Origin of the sequence: Mesorhizobium sp. M1365 (assembly GCF_040317865.1) — a bacterium.
Lineage (GTDB): Bacteria > Pseudomonadota > Alphaproteobacteria > Rhizobiales > Rhizobiaceae > Mesorhizobium.
The window spans coordinates 216,730-235,307 of record NZ_JAMYLG010000007.1 but is presented as its reverse complement, the minus strand read 5'-3'; the positions used below and the strand labels follow the sequence as shown (position 1 = coordinate 235,307).

16 protein-coding genes and 1 pseudogene are annotated in these 18,578 nt (G+C 62.6%); 6 read left to right on the top strand and 11 right to left on the bottom strand.

Features of this window, described 5'->3' with window-relative positions:
* Window positions 1–5: 5 nt before the first annotated feature.
* Together NKH04_RS11900 and NKH04_RS11895 are read right to left on the bottom strand one after the other, a co-directional pair.
* Window positions 6–296: an HlyU family transcriptional regulator gene (locus tag NKH04_RS11900; protein ID WP_023678291.1), complete on the bottom strand. Its 291-nt coding sequence runs from the start codon at window positions 294–296 to the stop codon at window positions 6–8.
* A 113-nt stretch (window positions 297–409) separates the two neighbouring features.
* Window positions 410–1,093 carry a PadR family transcriptional regulator gene (locus NKH04_RS11895; RefSeq protein WP_352922835.1) on the bottom strand — a complete coding sequence of 228 codons (684 nt, stop codon included), beginning with the start codon at window positions 1,091–1,093 and terminating at the stop codon, window positions 410–412.
* Window positions 1,094–1,363: 270 nt separating this feature from the next.
* Here NKH04_RS11895 and NKH04_RS11890 point away from each other — a divergent pair, with 270 nt between their 5' ends.
* Window positions 1,364–1,618, top strand: coding sequence for a DUF2798 domain-containing protein (locus NKH04_RS11890; RefSeq protein ID WP_352922837.1), 255 nt, complete (start codon window positions 1,364–1,366; stop codon window positions 1,616–1,618).
* 62 nt (window positions 1,619–1,680) lie between these two features.
* On the opposite strand, the gene NKH04_RS11885 is transcribed toward NKH04_RS11890, so the two are convergent.
* From NKH04_RS11885 to dnaG, 6 genes and pseudogenes are all read right to left on the bottom strand, one after another.
* Window positions 1,681–2,061, bottom strand: a complete 381-nt coding sequence (locus NKH04_RS11885; RefSeq protein WP_352922840.1) for a thiol-disulfide oxidoreductase DCC family protein — start codon at window positions 2,059–2,061, stop codon at window positions 1,681–1,683.
* A gap of 210 nt (window positions 2,062–2,271) precedes the next feature.
* A complete protein-coding gene (locus tag NKH04_RS11880) occupies window positions 2,272–2,565 on the bottom strand; it encodes a GYD domain-containing protein (protein ID WP_352450720.1) in 294 nt (97 codons plus the stop codon).
* Window positions 2,566–2,772: 207 nt separating this feature from the next.
* Window positions 2,773–3,172 (bottom strand): annotated as a pseudogene (locus tag NKH04_RS11875) (sigma-70 family RNA polymerase sigma factor); the annotation flags it as partial.
* Between the two features lie 135 nt (window positions 3,173–3,307).
* On the bottom strand, window positions 3,308–3,871 hold the full coding sequence (locus NKH04_RS11870) for a hypothetical protein (protein ID WP_353044354.1): 564 nt from the start codon (window positions 3,869–3,871) through the stop codon (window positions 3,308–3,310).
* Window positions 3,872–3,909: 38 nt separating this feature from the next.
* Window positions 3,910–5,931 (bottom strand): RNA polymerase sigma factor RpoD, encoded by a 2,022-nt coding sequence (gene rpoD, locus NKH04_RS11865; protein WP_023678297.1) that lies wholly within the window; start codon window positions 5,929–5,931, stop codon window positions 3,910–3,912.
* A gap of 374 nt (window positions 5,932–6,305) precedes the next feature.
* On the bottom strand, window positions 6,306–8,267 hold the full coding sequence (gene dnaG / locus NKH04_RS11860) for a DNA primase (RefSeq protein ID WP_352771682.1): 1,962 nt from the start codon (window positions 8,265–8,267) through the stop codon (window positions 6,306–6,308).
* A 282-nt stretch (window positions 8,268–8,549) separates the two neighbouring features.
* Between dnaG and NKH04_RS11855 the strand changes: the two genes are divergently transcribed.
* The gene (locus NKH04_RS11855; protein WP_352969032.1) at window positions 8,550–11,750 is read left to right on the top strand and encodes a putative Ig domain-containing protein; all 3,201 of its coding nucleotides are present in this window, start codon (window positions 8,550–8,552) and stop codon (window positions 11,748–11,750) included.
* 87 nt (window positions 11,751–11,837) lie between these two features.
* On the opposite strand, the gene NKH04_RS11850 is transcribed toward NKH04_RS11855, so the two are convergent.
* Window positions 11,838–12,245, bottom strand: a complete 408-nt coding sequence (locus tag NKH04_RS11850) for an RcnB family protein (protein WP_352922845.1) — start codon at window positions 12,243–12,245, stop codon at window positions 11,838–11,840.
* Window positions 12,246–12,623: 378 nt separating this feature from the next.
* On the opposite strand from NKH04_RS11850, the gene NKH04_RS11845 reads away from it, so the two are divergent.
* The 3 genes from NKH04_RS11845 (at window position 12,624) to NKH04_RS11835 (ending at window position 15,939) form a co-directional block, all read left to right on the top strand.
* Window positions 12,624–14,288 (top strand): Na/Pi cotransporter family protein, encoded by a 1,665-nt coding sequence (locus NKH04_RS11845; RefSeq protein WP_352816167.1) that lies wholly within the window; start codon window positions 12,624–12,626, stop codon window positions 14,286–14,288.
* A gap of 132 nt (window positions 14,289–14,420) precedes the next feature.
* On the top strand, window positions 14,421–14,630 hold the full coding sequence (locus NKH04_RS11840) for a DUF2061 domain-containing protein (protein ID WP_292658743.1): 210 nt from the start codon (window positions 14,421–14,423) through the stop codon (window positions 14,628–14,630).
* Between the two features lie 127 nt (window positions 14,631–14,757).
* Window positions 14,758–15,939: an MFS transporter gene (locus NKH04_RS11835; protein ID WP_352922848.1), complete on the top strand. Its 1,182-nt coding sequence runs from the start codon at window positions 14,758–14,760 to the stop codon at window positions 15,937–15,939.
* A 2-nt stretch (window positions 15,940–15,941) separates the two neighbouring features.
* On the opposite strand, the gene NKH04_RS11830 is transcribed toward NKH04_RS11835, so the two are convergent.
* A complete protein-coding gene (locus NKH04_RS11830; protein WP_352473942.1) occupies window positions 15,942–16,499 on the bottom strand; it encodes a GNAT family N-acetyltransferase in 558 nt (185 codons plus the stop codon).
* Window positions 16,500–16,555: 56 nt separating this feature from the next.
* Window positions 16,556–17,005 (bottom strand): GatB/YqeY domain-containing protein, encoded by a 450-nt coding sequence (locus tag NKH04_RS11825; protein WP_292658734.1) that lies wholly within the window; start codon window positions 17,003–17,005, stop codon window positions 16,556–16,558.
* Window positions 17,006–17,325: 320 nt separating this feature from the next.
* On the opposite strand from NKH04_RS11825, the gene carA reads away from it, so the two are divergent.
* Complete coding sequence (carA, locus tag NKH04_RS11820; protein WP_352541094.1) at window positions 17,326–18,543, top strand: glutamine-hydrolyzing carbamoyl-phosphate synthase small subunit; 1,218 nt, start codon at window positions 17,326–17,328, stop codon at window positions 18,541–18,543.
* Window positions 18,544–18,578: the final 35 nt, after the last annotated feature.

Here is an 18,578-nt window from a genome sequence, read left to right as displayed (position 1 = left end):
CCGATCTATCCGAAGATCTTCTCGCCTTGCTCGTCGACCAGCTGGATGCCCTTTTTGATCGAGATGTCGACAGCGTCATCAAGCCCGGCAAAGCGGTCGGCGCGGATGAATTTGTGCTCCTTCATCACGCCGTCGATCTCCTTCGAAACCACACCGCAGGTCTGGTACTGGCCCTCCGCCTTGTAGGGCGTGGCGCTGATCAAAAATCCCTTGTGCTCGATCTGCTTTGCCGGCGCCGCTGTCTTTGGCTCGGCGGCTTCGTTGCCTCCGCCGAAAAGACGCTTCAGAAAAGACATGGGGTATCCTCCAACGGCAATCATCCTGCACCACATAGCGCGGTGCAGGATGATTTTCAGTACCGGTCCTTGGCCCAACGGGCAAGGGCCGCAACTGGCTTGGCAGCCAGAGATCAGTCGCGCGACAACGCTTCCAACGCCTCTGCGGCAGCTTCCAATATGCTGATTGCCTCGGCCTGCTTTGCTTCAGGCGCATCGACGATTTCGCCGAGCGCGGCGCGCAGCCGGTGGCGCACGGCGCGAAACTCGTCGCGCTTTTCCGAGCGGCCGCGGCCGCGCCGGCCACCGTCGCCGTCATCGTTCCAGCCGAACCAGTCGCGCGCCTTCGCCATCTTGCGGCCGAAGCGCTCGAGATGTTCGAGCACGTGGTCGATCATCTTGCGATTTTCGTTGAGGTGCGCCTGCCCAGCCTCGGTGATTGAAAACACCTTCTTGTTGCCTTCCGCCGCAGAAACGGCGTAGCCGGCCTCTTCCAGGAAGGTCAGCGTCGGGTAGACCACGCCGGGGCTCGGGCTGTAGAAGCCGCTGGTGCGCTCCTCCAGCGCCTTGATGATGTCGTAGCCGTGCCGCGGCGCCTCGGCCAGCAGCGACAGCGTGATCAGCTTGAGATCGCCGTCGGCCAGCATGCGCCCGGCGCGGAACATGTCGCCCGGCCCGCCGCGTCCGCCGCCTCTCATGCCATGCCCGAACGGGCCAAAGCCGCCGCCACGTCCGCCGAACTTGCCGGCCATATGCATGAAGACGCGCTCGGCGCGTTCGCCGAAACGGTGACGGCTGAAATGATTGTCTTTGTGCATTGTCTGCTCCTTGAGTTATGTCTTACGATATATCTCAACTAAGTGCCCGCCACGGTCGAGTCAAGATATATCTTACGATGTATCTGAAAATGGCACCAGCAGGATTGATTTCGCCAGCGAGGGCAGCTAGAGGGTGCATGAGGGCCGAAGGCCGCTCCGTAAGCGTCTGACGTGAAGCAACGCATCCACCCCGGTCGTTCCGGGCAGTTACGCCGACAATACCGGCGAATGGATGCAAGGCGACGAACCGGATGCTTCAGGGAAATCCAAATGACCATGACCCCCCGCAGCAAGCTGCCTGCGCGCTATGCCGCCGTGCTCGGCCCGCTGGTGCTGTCGTTGCTGATGACGTTCATCGTGTCGTTCATCTCGACACTGAAAAGCCTTGGCTTCCAGGCCGACATGCCGGCCACCTGGCTGACGGCTTGGGGCCTGTCCTGGCTGGTGGCCTTTCCGACGCTGCTGCTGGTGCTGCCGGCGGTGCGCTGCATCATTGGCTGGCTTTGCGAGCCCGTGGCTCGATAGCAGGGCACGCGAAAGGCCTGGAAACAATCTCCGGACCTTTCGGTGCGGAGCGAACAATACCGCTACCAGCGGCCTTTGCGCCGATTCCAGGCGTAGAGCAGATCGGCGAAACGATCATAGCCATAGCGCGTCAACGGCAGTGCGCCAGGATTGCCGAACAGCGTTGCGAGCCAGCCTTCGCCGGGCGTCGTCCGCCATACAGCAATGGCAACATCGGCGCCGACCAGCAATTTGCCACCGGCGTCGGTCGCATGCAGCCGGCGCCGGATGTCCTCCAGCCCGATGCCGTATCCGGCCAGCGCCGCCGGTTCGGCATTGATGTCGCGAAATTCGATCCGCCCGGCCTTGACCGCCTCGATCAGCCGCCGCTTCTGCCGGCTGATACCGGCATCACAGACCGGACAGCGCGTATTATACCAGACGGTCAGCAGAGGCTTGCTCATGTTTCGAAACGGCACCAGAGGACACGCACGGATTATCCGAGAAATGCCGTTGCGCCGCAACGTGACACGATACCGGCGGAATGGCCGGTTTCGCTGATCCAGGTCGCCCAAAGGGTACGCAGCGGTTTTACGATAACGACATGCATAAAAAGAAGAGCTTAAAGCGCGTCGCAAAGGCCGTTCAGCGCGACGCGCTTCAGACGCCGCGGCTCAGCCGAGCGAGGTGATGATCTCGCGATAGGCATCCTCCGGGAAAGCCTTGAGCGTCCGAGTCCTGACGTTGCCAGCCGTCGCCAGCATTAACGAGAAACGAGCCAGGACGGCATCGTCGGGCGCTTCGAGCACGGCCACCATGTCGCAATCCCCCATGGTGAGATAAAATGCCTTGAAGGACCCGCCCATGTCTCCCAGCAGCTTCTTGGCGGCATCGAGCCGCTTCGGCGATTCGCGCACGTTTTTGGCGCCTTGTTCCGTCCAGTTGATCAGCACGATGTAAGTTGTCATGGCACACCTCCCTCCGGTGCCACGGAGCACGGCGTCCAACTGCCGGGGCGGGCATCCGGGTTTGTCGCCCAGAGAATGCGTCCGTCGCGGAATTATCCTCTCGTAGGGCACGACACGCAAGAGCGGCGCGTTCAATCGTGATCGCCTGTGCCCAAACGGAAAAGGGCGCCACCGGCGCCCTTGAAACTGCTTATCCGTCACCCGGCCTCAGCTGTCGAGGAAGCTTCTGAGCTTGCGCGACCGGCTCGGGTGCTTGAGCTTGCGCAGCGCCTTGGCTTCGATCTGGCGGATGCGCTCGCGGGTGACCGAGAATTGCTGGCCGACCTCTTCAAGCGTGTGGTCGGTGTTCATGCCGATGCCGAAGCGCATTCTGAGCACGCGCTCTTCGCGCGGCGTCAGCGAGGCCAATACTCGCGTCGTCGTCTCGCGCAAATTGGCCTGGATCGCTGCGTCGATCGGCAGGATCGCCATCTTGTCCTCGATGAAGTCGCCCAGATGCGAATCCTCCTCGTCGCCGACCGGCGTTTCGAGCGAGATCGGCTCCTTGGCGATCTTCAGCACCTTGCGCACTTTTTTCCAGCGGCATGGCGAGCTTTTCCGCCAGTTCGGCTCGCGGCCGGTCTCATGCAGCCGACTGCACCACGAGCCCGGTGAACCGTCGATGGCCATTGCCCTATCATGCAAATGTCAACCGCTTTCATCCGGCTGTCACTATCACGGACAAATCCCTGTGGAATTACAGTTATTGAACAACATCAATTCCCGCCGCAAAAAGTCCGTCCGCCGTGCCGCGCCCGGTCAACACGACCCGAGTGCCCTGATGAAGTGTATTACGAAAGTTGTCCGAGATACCGCATGGAGTGCCGGTCATCATCGGCATGCCCGCCAGACTGACTCTATTCGGACAGCGGTAAGACCAACCCGCCGTATCACTGACGGAAAATTCGAGTTGCGTATGCTTCCCCATCAGTGCCGCCAGCCAGAGCGGGTATGCAGTCAGGACAGTTGCACGGATAAACACGCCGAAAATAAAAGGCAACACAATAACGCCAAAACCAGAAAGGATGAGGGTCTTGATGGACACCTGCGGGGCGTCGAAGTCCCTTGCAAACTTTCGGCAGTAAAGAACGAGAATTAAGCAGCCAGCAGGTATAGCAATCGATTTCGCGATCATATCGTGGTCGCTCACATAACGTTGCGACGGCACAAAAGAATGACCGAAGATCATTGCTCCAAGTAGAGCCAATAGGTGAATGGTAAGACCGGCCAGGCTGAAAACGATGACCCGTGGGAGGAGGCGGCGCAATGACCGTCTCTCTGTTATCTCCCCCACGGAAGCCTAGCCTAACTGTCCAGGAAGCTGCGCAGCTTGCGCGACCGGCTCGGGTGCTTGAGCTTGCGCAGCGCCTTGGCTTCGATCTGGCGGATGCGCTCGCGGGTGACCGAGAACTGCTGGCCGACTTCTTCAAGCGTGTGGTCGGTGTTCATGCCGATGCCGAAGCGCATTCTGAGCACGCGCTCTTCGCGCGGCGTCAGCGAGGCCAATACGCGCGTCGTCGTCTCGCGCAGATTGGCCTGGATCGCCGCGTCGATCGGCAGGATCGCCATCTTGTCCTCGATGAAGTCGCCAAGATGCGAATCCTCCTCGTCGCCGACCGGCGTTTCGAGCGAGATCGGCTCCTTGGCGATCTTCAGCACCTTGCGCACTTTTTCCAGCGGCATGGCGAGCTTTTCCGCCAGTTCTTCTGGCGTCGGCTCGCGGCCGATCTCATGCAGCATCTGGCGCGAGGTGCGCACGATCTTGTTGATCGTTTCGATCATGTGCACCGGAATGCGGATGGTGCGCGCCTGGTCGGCGATCGAACGGGTGATCGCCTGCCGGATCCACCACGTCGCGTAGGTCGAGAACTTGTAGCCGCGGCGGTATTCGAATTTGTCGACCGCCTTCATCAGGCCGATATTGCCTTCCTGGATCAGGTCGAGGAACTGCAGGCCGCGATTGGTGTATTTCTTGGCGATGGAGATGACGAGGCGCAGATTGGCCTCCACCATTTCCTTCTTGGCGATCGCGGCTTCGCGCTCGCCCTTCTGCACCTGGTTGACGATCTTGCGGAATTCCTGGATCGAAATCGCCGTCTCGGTGGCGAGGTTCTGGATCTCGGCGCGCAGGTCGCGGATGGCGTCCTTCTCGTTCTTGGTGAATTCCTTCCAGCCGCGCGAAGTCAGATTGCCGATCGAGCGGGTCCAGTTCGGATCGAGCTCCGAGCCCTGATATTCCTTGAGGAATTCCTCGCGGCGCACGCCATAGCTTTCGGCCAGCCTGAGCAGCTTGCCTTCGTTCTGCACCAGGCGCTTGTTGATGTCGTAGAGCTGCTCGACCAGCGCCTCGATGCGCGCCGTGTTCAAGGACAGCGACTTCACCGCCTTGATCAGCTGGTCTTTCAATTCCTTCAGCCGGCGGTCCTGGCTGGGCGACAGCGTGCCCGCGGCAGCCAGCCGGTTCTCGACCTGCTGGTCCTGCAGCTTGCGCAGTTTCTTGTAGGTGTCGGCAATGACGTCGAGCGTCTCCATCACCTGCGGGCGCAGTTCCGCTTCCATGGCCGCCAGCGACAGGCTCGCCTCGTCATCGTCTTCCTCGTCGTCGTCCACCAGGCCACGCGTGTCGCCGCCGACATTGGTGATGTCGTCCTCGTCCTCACGCGAACGGCGCGACTTTTCCTCGGTCTTGGCTTCCTCGATACGCTCGACAACCGGCGCCTGCTTGGCCTCCGGCCCGGCATAGGTCGCCTCGAGGTCGATGATCTCGCGCAGCAGGATCTTCGATTCGTTGAGCTCGTCACGCCAGATGATGATGGCCTGGAAAGTCAGCGGGCTTTCGCACAGGCCCGCGATCATCGTCTCGCGGCCGGCCTCGATGCGCTTGGCGATCGCGATTTCGCCCTCACGCGACAGAAGCTCGACTGAGCCCATCTCGCGCAGATACATGCGGACCGGATCGTCGGTGCGGTCGGTCGGCTCTTTCTTGGTCGTGGTGGCGGCGACGGCGGTGCCGGTCTGCTCGGCCAGCTCGTTGGCGTCTTCCTCGGCGTCAGCGGCGGTATCGGCGGCTTCGGGCTCCTCGCCCTGCTCGTCGTCCTCGACCACGTTGATGCCCATGTCGGAAAGCATGGCCATCGTGTCCTCGATCTGCTCGGAGGTCACTTCCTCCGAGGGCAGCACCGAATTCAGCTCGTCCATGGTGACATAACCGCGTTTCTTGGCGGCCTTGATCATCTTCTTGACAGCATCGTCGGAAAGGTCGAGCAGAGGGCCATCGGTCGCGGCCTCGCGTTCGGTCTCGACTTCTTCCTTTTCTTTTGTCGCCATAGTCTTTATTTTCTCCAAGCGGCTGAGTATCAAAGCCGCGTAAGCTGCCGGTCCGGTCAAATTGGATGCGCTCTTTCCAGAACGCGCTTTACCGGGCCAGTAACTGCATCTCTCGTTAAGTCCAGATTAACCCTGATATCTGTGGCAAGCTGACTGCCTGTCCAGTGATCAGTACCTTACATCGCTGCATTCCCGTCGATGCCGGGGCGGGTTAACGTTTCGAATCGACCTGATTCCGCCATTCTGCCGGAAGGTCAAGCGCCTCTCGCATGATTCGCATGAAAAAAGCGAATCAATTACCCGACTTAGAGCACCGCACGCTTGATTCAACGCGCAAGCACGTCCTTACATTTCAGTCTTCTGGAGGCTTCGATCTAAACGCGCCCAGCTCTGCCCGACGATACGCCAAACCCTTCGATCAGCGCTTCCGTTGCCTGCACATCACGAAATTGCGCCTGGATTTCGACCAGGTGCCGGTAATTTTCGTCCGTGGGATCGCTGGCGAGCGCTGCTTCCGCCTGCTTCAGCTCCTTATGTAAGGTGCGCGCGCTGCGCTGCAAGTGGAGAGCTTGGCTGAACGCATCGCGAGCATCGTCGAGTGCTGCCGTTTCCAGCGCCGGCCATTGCCGCGCACGTTTGATCAGCGCCACCGCGCGCTGCCAGATCTCACCGCAGCCGGCCCGCTCGATCGTCGCGATTACAGCCTCGCGGTTGTTGGCCATATCGTGCGCCATAGCGTCGAGGATGGCCGCATGCAGCCGCTTCAGATCGGAATTGGCGAGATCGAGGAACTCGACATGGGCGAAATTCTCGTCGATCAGCACGGGATGGTTGACGAGGGCCGCAATGATCGTCGCCTCGCGCACCGACATGCCCTCGCCGCCGCGTTTGACCAGCGCCGAGCGGCCGAGGCTTTCGGTGATCGCGGTGCGCCCACCGGCATTGCCGCCACGTGCAAACTGTCCGCCGGGTGCTGAGACCCTGCCCGGGAAGCGCTCACCTGGCCGTCCGTCCTGACGTCCCTGGCGTCCGCGCTGGGTCCCGAAGAAGCTCTGTACGCGCTCGCGCATTTCCTGTTGGTAGTGATAACGAAGGCTCTCGTCGCGGATGCGGCTGGTCAGTTCGCGGAGCGTCTTTTCGAGCTCCGCCCGCCGTTCCGGCGTGTCGAAGATGCCGCCGGCGGTCTCGCGCATCCACAAGAGGTCGGCCAGCGGCCGTGCCTCGGAAAGCACGGCGCGGAACGCATCCGGCCCGTCACCCTTGACCAGATCGTCGGGATCCTTGCCCTCCGGCAGCAGGGCGAAGCGCACGGAGCGGCCTGCCTGGACCGCCGGCAGCGCCATGTCGGCGGCGCGCCACGCTGCCTTCAACCCGGCCTGGTCGCCGTCGAAGCACAGCACCGGCTCGCCAGCCATGCGCCATAGAAGTTCGAGCTGGTTTTCAGTCAACGCGGTGCCGAGCGGCGCCACCACGTTTTCGAAGCCGGCCTGCGCCAGCGCGATCACATCCATGTAGCCCTCTACGGCAATGACCGTGCCGCCCTTGGCCAGCGCCCCCTTTCCGAGCGCTTGGCGCGCACGGGCGAAATTGTAGAGCACGTTGCCTTTGTGGAAGAGCTCCGTATCGGGCGAGTTCATGTATTTGGCCGGCGCATCCGGCGCCAGTGCCCGCCCGCCGAAGGCGATGATCTTGCCCCTGGAATCCGGGATCGGGAACATGATGCGGTCGCGGAACCAATCGTAGGAAACCGGGACGTCGTCGCCATGGCGCACCAGCCCGCACGCCTCGATGTCGGCCTTGGGGACACCCTTGGCGGCAAGATGCTCCTTCAGCGCATTGCGGCTGTCGGGGGCATAGCCGAGGCGGAAAGACTGCTGCGTCGCCGGTGTCAGCCCCCGGTCGCGCAGATAGGCGCGGGCCTTTGCCCCTTCCGGTCCCTGCAGCCGTTCCTGGAAGAACGCCGTCGCCATCTCCATGACGTCAGTCAGGCTGGCGCGTTCCTTTTCGCGCCGCTCCTCCTGGGCATCGCGAACCGGCATCGGCACGCCGGCCATGTCGGCGATCTTCTCGACCGCTTCAGGAAAGCTCATCCCGTCAAGTTCGGTTAGGAACTTGAAATGGTCGCCCGAAACCGAGCAGCCGAAGCAATGGTAGCGGCCCTTCTTGTCCTCGCAGTGGAAGGACGGGCTCTTCTCGCCATGGAAGGGACAGCACGCCCAATAGTCGCCGCGCGGCGCGTTAGTCTTCTTCCTGTCCCACGCGACGCGCTGGCCGATCACCGAAGAAATCGGCACGCGGTCGCGGATCTCGTCGAGGAAAGCAGGCGGAAAGCGCATGGGGGACAGCTCGTTTGGCCTCCATATAATCACGCCGGCGAAGCCCGACGACTCCTAATGCGGAACCATACCCGGTTTTCACAGGGCCAAGGGGTCCAGGCGCCTGACGTTGCGTGGCTGCCACACCGCAGCGGGAATAGTCTCAAGCTTACCTGACCCGTGGCTTCAAGATTGACTTTGCATGAACTCGCCAATCTAGATGATCATAAGCAAAGGCGACTCGTCCGGAATTCAGCGCCCGTAGAGAGCAGGCCCGCCGGTCGGGGGATTTTGGGGGACGGGGTGACCGTAGCTCTGGATGCGCATGTCACCATGCGACTGCGGCGTTTGCCGTTATCCGCACTTTCCTTTCCGTTGTCGTCGATTTTCCTGCTTTTGTTCGCAACGCTGAGGCGCACCCTTGCCGCCATTCTAGTGCTCGTGCTCGTGCCGACCGCGGCGTTCGCGCTGCCGACGGTGACCATCAACCAGGCAGCGGGCCAGAGCGATCCGGCGGGTTCGTCACCAATTCGGTTCGACGTGATCTTCAGCGAGCCGGTGACCGGCTTCAATGGCAGCGACGTCGATCTTTCCGGCACCGCCGGCGCCACCACCGCGTCCGTTACCGGCTCCGGCAGCTCCTACAGCGTTTTGGTCAGCGGCATGACGGGTTCAGGTTCCGTCGTGGCCACAATACCGGCCGGCGTGGCAACCAACGCCAGCGTTGATCCGAACGAGCCCTCGACCAGCACCGACAATACCGTCACCTACAATCTGCCGCCGCCACCGCCGCTGACAGTGACCATCAACCAGGCTGCCGGCCAGAGCGATCCGACCGGTTCCTCACCAATTCGGTTCGACGTGGTCTTCAGCGAGCCGGTGACCGGCTTCAATGGCAGCGACGTCGATCTTTCCGGCACCGCCGGCGCCACCACCGCGTCCGTTACCGGCTCCGGCAGCTCCTACAGCGTTGTGGTCAGCGGCATGACGGGTTCGGGGTCCGTCGTGGCCACAATACCGGCCGGCGTGGCGACCAACGCCGCCGTCGATCCGAACGAGCCCTCGACCAGCACCGACAATACCGTCACCTACAATCTGCCGCCACCGCCGCTGACAGTGACCATCAACCAGGCTGCCGGCCAGAGCGATCCGACCGGTTCGTCGCCAATCCTCTTCGACGTGGTCTTCAGCGAGCCGGTGACCGGCTTCAGCGGCAGCGACGTTGTGCTTTCCGGCACCGCCGGCGCCACCATCGCTGTCGTCACCGGCTCCGGCAGCACTTTCAGCGTCGCGGTCAGCGGCATGACGGGTTCAGGGTCCGTCGTGGCCACAATACCGGCCGGCGTGGCAACCAATGCCGCCGTCGATGCGAACGAAGCCTCGACCAGCACCGACAACACGGTCACCTTTACACCGCCCGTGATCACGGTCTCGCCGCCGTCATTGCCCAGTCCGGTCTACAACCAGGCCTATTCGCAGCAGCTGACGGCCAGCGGCGGTATGACGCCCTACACTTTCGCGCTGACGTCCGGAACCCTCCCGTCGGGCATCAGCTTCGACGCGGCCGGTCTGCTCTCCGGAATCCCGACTAATACCGGCACGTTCAACCTGGTCGTGGCGGCAACCGACGCAAACGGTTTCATCGGTTCGAAATCCTACACGCTGATCATTGCCGAGCCGACCGTCGAGCTGACGCCGGCATCCTTGCCAAACCCCGTATACAACCAGGCCTATTCGCAACAGCTTGCGGCCAGCGGCGGCGCGGTGCCTTATACTTTCGCGCTGACGTCCGGAACCCTCCCGTCGGGCATCAGCTTCGACGCGACCGGTCTGCTCTCCGGTACCCCGACCAATACCGGCACATTCGACTTCACCGCAGTTGCAACCGATCAGAATGGGAAATCCGGTTCCAAGGCCTATTCGGTGACCATCGACAAGCTTGGCACCACCACCTTGGTCGTTTCCAGCCTCAACCCTTCCAATCAGGGCGATCAGGTCACTTTCACGGCAACGGTTTCGGCTCCCGGCAATCCGCCGCCGGCCGGAACGGTCACCTTCAGTGTCGACGGCTCGCCCGCTGCTACGGTCGCGCTCGCCGGCGGTACCGCCGCCCTGACGACGTCCGCCCTCCCGGTCGGCACCCGTCAGGTCGTCGCGACCTACAATGGCGACGCGAACAACGCGACAAGCACCTCCAGCGCGCTCGCCCAGGAAGTCCACGCCCTAGGCTCCATCACCATCCGCCAGACCACCGACAGCGGCGACGGCTCCTTCGGCTTCTCCTCGCCGGCGCCCGGCCTCAACTTCACCATCGCCACCAGCAGCGGCTCCGGCGACGGACCGGCCGTTTCGCTGCAGACCGGCTCCTACAGCGTCACCGCCGCCGACATGACCGCCGCCGGCTTCGCCTTGACCTCGATCAGTTGCAACGATGGCGATTCCGTCGGCAATGTGGCGAACCGCACGGCCGTGATCAACCTGGCGCCCGGCGAAAGCGTCGTCTGCACGTTCGCCAGCACCAATTCACGCGAAAATACCACGGCGCTCATCAAGGAATTCATGGAGACACGCGCCAGCCTCATTCTGGAGAACCAGCCCGACATCCAGCGCCGCATCGACCGGCTCGACGGCGTCGCCGGCGGCGGCAGCCCAGTGGCCACCCTGCTCGCGTACCTGCCCGGCATGGCCGACACCAACTCGGTCAATGTCAGCGCAAGCCTTGCCTCCATGCGGCGGCTTGGCGGGGAAGATGCCAACAGCCTGTTCGACATCTGGTTCGAAGGCACTTACAGCCGCTTCGACATCAATGACCAAGACGGCAAATTCGCCCTCGCAACCTTCGGCGCCGACTATCTGGTCAGCCGCAATCTGCTTGTTGGCGCCTTCGTCCAGATCGATCGTACCGACGGCTTCACCGGCAGCGGCGGCGGAACCGCCGAGGGCACCGGCTGGATCGCCGGGCCTTATTTGACCGCTCGGCTGACTGACAATCTGTATTTCGATTTGCTCGCCGGAGCTGGAACATCCTCGAACAGCGTCAGCCCCATGGATACCTACACCGACGGCTTCGACGCCAGCCGTTGGATGGTCAGCGCCACGCTGCAAGGGGAATGGCAATATGACGCCTGGACCTTCTCGCCGCGGGCGCGCTTCTCCTATTTCGAGGAAAAATCGGGAGCCTATGTCGACGGCCTGAACGTCCCCATTCCCTCCGTCACCGCCGGCCTCGGCCAGATCGCCTTCGGCCCCGGCGTTTCCTATCGCCATGTCACGGATGACGACGTTACCCTCGACTTTAACCTGCGGCTCGACGGCGTCTTCGACATAAGCGACACAGCGACCGAAAGCGGCGCCGACAATTTCCATGGCCGCGTCGGAGCCGGCATCGATACCCGCATGCCGGGCGGCATGCGTCTCGGCCTCTCCACCAGCTATGGCGGCATCGGCTCCGATTCGGCGAAGTATTTCAGCGGAACCGTGAAACTTTCGGCCGCGCTGAATTAGGATCAAGATGGACCAATGAAAAAAGGCGGCCTTGGCGGGCCGCCTCTCTTTCATTGACCAGCGCCGTGCCGGTCAGACGTTCCGCGGTCACTGCGTGGCGATGGCGCCGAAGATCAAGCCGGAAAGAACGCTGACCAGCAGATAGTCATTGCCAACCCGGATCCATTCCTGCCCGGGACCCGGACGGCGCAGGCCATAGTGGCGATAGTCGCGGATCGGCTGGTGACGCTTCCAGCTGGAATATCTCTGGCCGTTGCGCCAATGGCTGCGCTTCACAACGATCTTCTTCTTCACTAGGACGCGCTTGTTCACGTCGACATGCTTGTTCACGTCGACATGCTTGTTCACGTCGACATGCCTGCCAGGCTTCTGCCAGTCGACCTGGCTGTAGTTCGACTGCGGCGCGTTTGGTGTGTTCAGAGGTGCGGCCTGGCCCTGCCAGGTGGTTGCAGCCAGCATCGAGAAGGCAATGGCGGAAAGAACGATGCGTTTCATGGCGGGTACTCCTTGGTTGTCGATGCCTACGGAATAGAGCCGGAAGGATGAACCGAAACTGAACACCGAGATTACGTTTTCGTAATGATTTCTTACCTTTATAACGACTAATTCAGCGCTACCTTTAAAGCGGGCGTCCGAGAATGGACGCATGACCCGCCGCAACTCCGCAGGCTATGCAACCATTTTGTCAGCCATCCATTTCCGACACGCCCCGTCGCGTGGCAACACGCGTCCGAAGCGGGCAAAATTTATTATTCGGCTAAAATAAATCGGAGTAATATCAACCTCTGCAATGTCCACGATTCGCGCCCACTTTTGCCTCTTTGACTTCACCGCGCCCGCGTCGCTGGCACCTGTCGCGTTGCGGGGCCTGGCATGAGTGGCTCGGTCGTCTTGCTGCACCTGGCCGGTGCGGTCGCACTGATGCTGTTTGCCACCCGTCTGGTGAAGACCGGCGTCGAGCGCGCCTATGGCGATGTGCTGCGCCACAAACTGCGCGCCACAATGCGCAATCCGTTCATGGCGGTTCTGGCCGGCTGCGGCCTGGCTGTCGCGCTGCAAAGCTCGACCGCCGTCACCTTGCTGGTCGGCTCGTTCGCCGGCTCCGGTATTGTCAGCGGCATGTCGGGCCAGCTTGCGGTGCGCGGCGCCGAGATCGGCTCGGCACTGGTAGTCAAGCTGCTCACCTTCGATCTGTCGCTGCTGGTGCCGATCTGCCTGGTCGCCGGCACCGTCATGTTCATGGCCACCGAGCGGCGCGACTGGCGCCAGTTCGGCCGCATCCTGGTCGGCATCGGCCTGCTGCTTCTGTCGCTGGAGATGATCGGCCAGGCGTCGGAGCCGCTGCGCCAGAGCACGCTGATGCCGCTCATCGTCGATTACTTCTCCGGCGATCCTGTCACCGCCTATCTTCTGGCGGCGGTGATCACCTGGCTGTTCCATTCCTCGATCGCCGCGGTGCTGCTGATGGTGACGCTGGCCGGCCGCGGCTTCATCCCGCCCGAACTCGGTATCGTGCTGGTGCTGGGTGTCAATCTCGGCTCTTCGATCATCGCGCCGCTTCTAACCCGCAACGCAGAACCCGGCGTTCGTATCGTGCCGATCGGCAATCTCCTGATGCGCGGCATGGGTTCGCTGATCATGCTGATCCTGTTCCTGACGTTCAAGCCGCCGGTCGCCTTCTTGGGCAGCACGGTGCCCGAGCAGATCGTCAATGCCCACATTGTCTTCAACATCCTGATCCTGGTCGCCGGCCTACCGCTGGCGAGCCTGGTCTATCGCGCCTCGGAAAGGATCGTGGCGTTGGGCACCAAGCCCCAGGCCGCCAACGCGCTCGACGTCGTCGAGCTTTCGGCGCTCAACGAAAGTGCGCTCGACGTGCCGAGCCAGGCATTGGCCAACGCCACCCGCGAGGTGGTGCGGGTCTGCGAAACGGTCGAGATCATGCTGAAACGGATCATCGAGCTCTATGAGAGCGCCGATGCCGACAAGATCGGCGCGCTGGCCGCACTCGACGACCGTGTCGACAGGAAGCACGCTGCGATCAAGCTCTATCTGGCCAGGGTCACCAAGAACCCGCTGAGCGAGGACGAGGCGCTGCGTTGCCAGGAACTGATCGGCGCCTGCGTCAAGCTGGAGCAGGTCGGCGACATCATCGTGCGCAACATGCTGGTCCACGTGAAGAAGAAATTCGAGCGTGGGCTGGAGTTCACGCCGGAAGGCTGGCGTGAGCTTTGCGCCTTCCATGCCTTGGTGCTTGCCAATGCCAGGCTTGCCTTCAACGTGCTGGTGTCCCGCGATCCGGAGACCGCTCGCCAGTTGGTGCTGGAAAAGGACCGGCTGCGCGACCGCGAGAAGGAAACCAGCCAGAGCCATTTCGTGCGGCTGCGCGACGGCACCGCCAAGAGTGTCGAGACCAGTTCCATCCATCTCGACACCATTCGCGACCTCAAGCAGATCAACTCGCTGCTCGCCTCGATGGCCTATCCCGTTCTTGAAGAACGTGGCCTGCTCACCGGTTCGCGGCTGAAGGCCGGATAGATTGCATCCACAGGCCGGGAAGCTTTAGAACATCGCCTATGAAAATTGCTGTGGGCCAATGCGCAGAAATTATCTTTGCGCCACCTCCTGTCTGTCGGCTAAAGATCGCCGCATCTACCGGAAGGAAAGTCGATGGACACCCATTCTCGCAGCTTCGCCAAAGCGCTTTCCTGGCGCATCACCGGCACCATCGACACGATGATCATTTCGCTCGTCGTGACCGGAAGCATCAAGCTCGCCGCTGCCATCGGCCTGACCGAGGTCGTCACCAAGTCGCTGCTCTACTATCTTCACGAACGTGCGTGGCTGAAAATTCCTTACGGGAGGAAGGCAGCCGCCTAGCTCTTGCCTCCGCGCGGACGCCTGACCGGCGATCAAGAAAAGCTAAAGCGGCGTCGACAATTTCTGGATTGCCCGCTGCCCTCATCCGTGGTTTGAGGCGACCTTATCCGAGGATCGCCTTTCCGCCATGCTCCCCCTCATTGCCCTGTTCATTGCCGCCTTCGCCTTCGGCACCACCGAATTCGTCATCGCCGGCGTGCTGCCGCAGGTGGCGGAGGGCCTTGGCGTCGCGATCCCGACCGCCGGCTATCTCGTTTCCGGCTATGCCGGCGGCATTGCAGTCGGCGGCCCGCTGCTGGCGCTCGCCACCAAAAGCTTCTCCCGCAAGGCCCTGCTGCTTGGACTGACTGCAGCCTTCACCATCGGCCAGGCCGCCTGTGCGCTGGCGCCCGACTTCGCCTCGATGCTGCTGTTGCGGATAGCGGTGGCCGTCGCGCATGGCGCCTATTTCGGCGTTGCCATGGTGGTGGCCGTCGGCCTCGTGCGCGAAGACCAGCGCGGCATGGCGGTGGCGCTGATCCTGTCCGGCCTCACCGTATCGAACGTAATCGGCGTTCCGGCCGGCACGGCAATCGGCAACATCTGGGGATGGCGTGCGACATTCTGGGTGATGTGCGCGCTCGGTGTGGTGGCCTTCACGGCAGTCGGCGCCCTGCTGCCGCGCAAGACGGGATCGTCGAGCCCGTCGGCGAGCCTTGGAAGCGAGGTCCGTGTGCTCGCACGCCAGCAGGTCTGGACCTCGCTCATTGTTATGCTGATGCTGATGATCGGCCAGTTCGGCCTGTTCACCTACATCACGCCGACGCTGCTTGAGGTCACCGGCCTCGACGAGAAATGGATACCTTGGGTGCTCTTGCTCAACGGGGTCGGCGCAACGATCGGCGTCTTTGTCGGCGGGCGGCTCGCCGACTGGAAGCTGATGCCGTCGCTTATCGCCATGCTTTTCCTACAGGCGGCAATGCTCGCCTTGATCTACGCTGTCGGCCCTTACCCGCTGCCGATGGTGATAGCGATCTTCGTCTGGGGCGGCCTCAACTTTGCCATCGGCACGCCGATCCAGACCCGCATCCTGACCTGGACCGCGGACGCCTCCAACCTTGCCTCGTCGCTCATCCCGTCGGGCTTCAATGTCGGCATCGCGCTCGCCGCATCGCTCGGCGCGGCGATGCTCAATGCCGGCTATGGCTATCGCAGCCTGCCGGTGGTTGGCGCGATCGCCATGCTGGTCGCCGTCGCGGTTGCGCTTGCCTCGCATGTCTGGGAATGGCGAAGCCGGGCTGCGCCGCCGCTGCCGGCTGCCGCCGAATAGGGCTACAGATCGATCCGGTAGCGCAGGCTTTCCGCGCCGCCATAGGCGGCGTCCTCGAAGAAACGCCCGACCAGCCGGCCGCCATTGGCCAGAACGACCTTCTGCGAGGGCACATTGTGAGGCTTGCAGGTGATTTCGACGAAGGGCAGGCCAACCGCCCTCGCCTCCACCAGCATCAGCCGCAGCGCCTCGGTCGCATAGCCGCGTCCCCGTTTCCACGGCACCACCGCATAGCCGATGTGGCCGAGCACATGCGACGGCAGCGACGCGGTGCCGTGCTGCCAGCGCAGGCCGATTGAGCCTGCGACTTCCCCGTCCCAGATCCAGCGCCGGAATCCGGGCAGCCGCGGCACCGTCGAACCGTCGGGCAAGGTGATCGGCGGTCCCTTGCCATCGGAATCGTCGAGATCGCCAAGGAAAGTCGCTGGATCCTTTTCGATAGCCGCAAGCTGCTCGCGCGTCGCGTCGAGCAGCCGCACATTGTCCGGCGACCAGCCGCGCTCGAGGGCCGCCTTGTAGGACGGCAGGTGTTCAAACGCCGGTTTGACGAGTTCGATCACGGGCGCGAGCTTTTGGCTGCCGGATTGCGGGCGCGACGGCAAGGGCCTTCGGCGGCTTACTGCAGCAGGCTCTTGACGATGCCGCTCGCCTTGGAGAAATCCATCTGGCCGGCGTATTTTTCCTTGAGCGCCGCCATCACCTTGCCCATGTCCTTGACGCCGCTGGCACCAGTCTCGGCGATGGCGGAACGGACGGCGCTTTCCGTCTCGGCCTGGCCCAGCTGCGTCGGCAGGAAGTCGCGGATGATGGCCATCTCGTCGCGCTCCTGCGCTGCAAGCTCCGGCCGCTTGCCGTCATCGAACGCCTTGGCCGATTCTTCGCGCTGCTTCACCATCTTGGCCAGGATCTGCAGGATCTCGTCATCGCTCGCCGGCTCCTTGCCGGCGCCGCGATTGGCGATGTCGCGATCATGGATGGCCGCCTGGATCAGCCGCAATGTCGGCAGCCGGCGCTTGTCCTGCGACTTCATCGCGCTCTTCAGGGATTCGGCGATTTTGCCTCGCATGGTGCTTTCTCCTTCGAATGCGGCGGACAATAGTCGTGCCGATAGCTCAAGGCAAACTCGATAGCGTCCGGCAAACCGCTGATATTATTCGACGAAATAAATCTAGGCTCGCACGGCGCGGCATCATTGACCGCCTTGGCGCCTTCCCCTATGTACTGGGCCTTGCATGAAATTGAATTCTAGTGCACGTCGCCCAAAAATGCGCAGCGGTTTTGGGCAACGACAGGCACAAATGAAAACCTAGCGCGCCGAGGCTGTGAGATCGCCGCTTCGCGCCTTTTGTTGCGCCGACTGAGGGCGCAACCTTTAGGAGTGCCGCCATGGCTACGATGACAGCCGCGTCGACCCCCCCTTGGGCCAGCGAGAGGCCGACAGCCCTGCTGGTGCTGGCCGACGGCACTGTCATAGAGGGCCGTGGTCTGGGCGCCGCCGGCTCCGCCGTCGCCGAGGTCTGCTTCAACACCGCGCTGACCGGCTACCAGGAGATACTCACCGACCCATCCTATGCCGGCCAGATCGTCACTTTCACCTTTCCGCATATCGGCAATATCGGCACCAATGACGAAGACACCGAAGACCTCAACCCGCTGGCCCGCGCCGGCGCCGTCGGCGCCGTGTTCAAGGCCGATGTCACCAACCCGTCGAATTACCGGGCCGGAACCGGTCTCGACCAGTGGCTGAAGAAGCGCGGCATCGTCGCACTTTCAGGCATCGACACGCGGGCGCTGACCGCGCTGATCCGCGAAAAGGGCATGCCCAATGCCGTCATCGCGCACGCGCCCGACGGTATCTTCGACATCGATGACCTCAAGCGCCGCGCCGCCGCATGGTCAGGGCTTATCGGGCTTGATCTCGCCAAGGAGGTGACCTCCGGCCAGTCATCAGTCTGGCGCGAGACGCCTTGGGTCTGGAACGAGGGCTTTGGCGAACAGGCTGATCCGTCGATGCACGTCGTTGCCGTCGACTACGGCGTCAAGCGCAACATATTGCGCCTGCTGGCCGGCCTCGGCGCCAAGGTCACCGTGGTGCCGGCAAAAACCGGCGCCGAGGAGATCCTGGCGATGCGGCCGGACGGCATTTTTCTATCCAACGGCCCTGGCGATCCGGAAGCCACCGGCGACTACGCCGTTCCGGTTATCCAGGATCTGTTGAAGACCGAAATCCCGCTTTTCGGCATCTGCCTCGGCCACCAGATGCTGGCGCTGGCGCTGGGCGGCAAGACCGCAAAAATGCATCAGGGCCACCACGGCGCCAATCATCCCGTCAAGGACCACACCACCGGCAAGGTCGAGATCGTCTCGATGAACCATGGCTTTGCCGTCGACGCCGACTCATTGCCGAGCGGCGTCGAGGAAACCCATGTCTCGCTGTTCGACGGTTCGAATTGCGGCATTGCGCTCACCGGCAGGCCGGTCTTCTCGGTCCAGCATCATCCCGAAGCCTCGCCCGGCCCGCAGGATTCGCACTATCTGTTTCGCCGCTTCGTCAATCTCATCCGCGAAAAGCGCGGCGAGCCGGCACTGGCCGAGCGTGTTTAGCGCATTGCGTAAAAACGGATTTGATTGACGGCGCC

Coding starts and splice junctions, on each gene's coding strand:
- NKH04_RS11840 (WP_292658743.1), top strand. CDS start 14,421: ATGGACACCCATTCTCGCAGCTTCGCCAAAGCGCTTTCCTGGCGCATC.
- NKH04_RS11900 (WP_023678291.1), bottom strand. CDS start 296: ATGTCTTTTCTGAAGCGTCTTTTCGGCGGAGGCAACGAAGCCGCCGAG.
- rpoD (WP_023678297.1), bottom strand. CDS start 5,931: ATGGCGACAAAAGAAAAGGAAGAAGTCGAGACCGAACGCGAGGCCGCG.
- NKH04_RS11825 (WP_292658734.1), bottom strand. CDS start 17,005: ATGCGAGGCAAAATCGCCGAATCCCTGAAGAGCGCGATGAAGTCGCAG.
- carA (WP_352541094.1), top strand. CDS start 17,326: ATGGCTACGATGACAGCCGCGTCGACCCCCCCTTGGGCCAGCGAGAGG.
- NKH04_RS11845 (WP_352816167.1), top strand. CDS start 12,624: ATGAGTGGCTCGGTCGTCTTGCTGCACCTGGCCGGTGCGGTCGCACTG.
- NKH04_RS11850 (WP_352922845.1), bottom strand. CDS start 12,245: ATGAAACGCATCGTTCTTTCCGCCATTGCCTTCTCGATGCTGGCTGCA.
- NKH04_RS11835 (WP_352922848.1), top strand. CDS start 14,758: ATGCTCCCCCTCATTGCCCTGTTCATTGCCGCCTTCGCCTTCGGCACC.
- NKH04_RS11890 (WP_352922837.1), top strand. CDS start 1,364: ATGACCATGACCCCCCGCAGCAAGCTGCCTGCGCGCTATGCCGCCGTG.
- NKH04_RS11885 (WP_352922840.1), bottom strand. CDS start 2,061: ATGAGCAAGCCTCTGCTGACCGTCTGGTATAATACGCGCTGTCCGGTC.
- NKH04_RS11895 (WP_352922835.1), bottom strand. CDS start 1,093: ATGCACAAAGACAATCATTTCAGCCGTCACCGTTTCGGCGAACGCGCC.
- NKH04_RS11880 (WP_352450720.1), bottom strand. CDS start 2,565: ATGACAACTTACATCGTGCTGATCAACTGGACGGAACAAGGCGCCAAA.
- dnaG (WP_352771682.1), bottom strand. CDS start 8,267: ATGCGCTTTCCGCCTGCTTTCCTCGACGAGATCCGCGACCGCGTGCCG.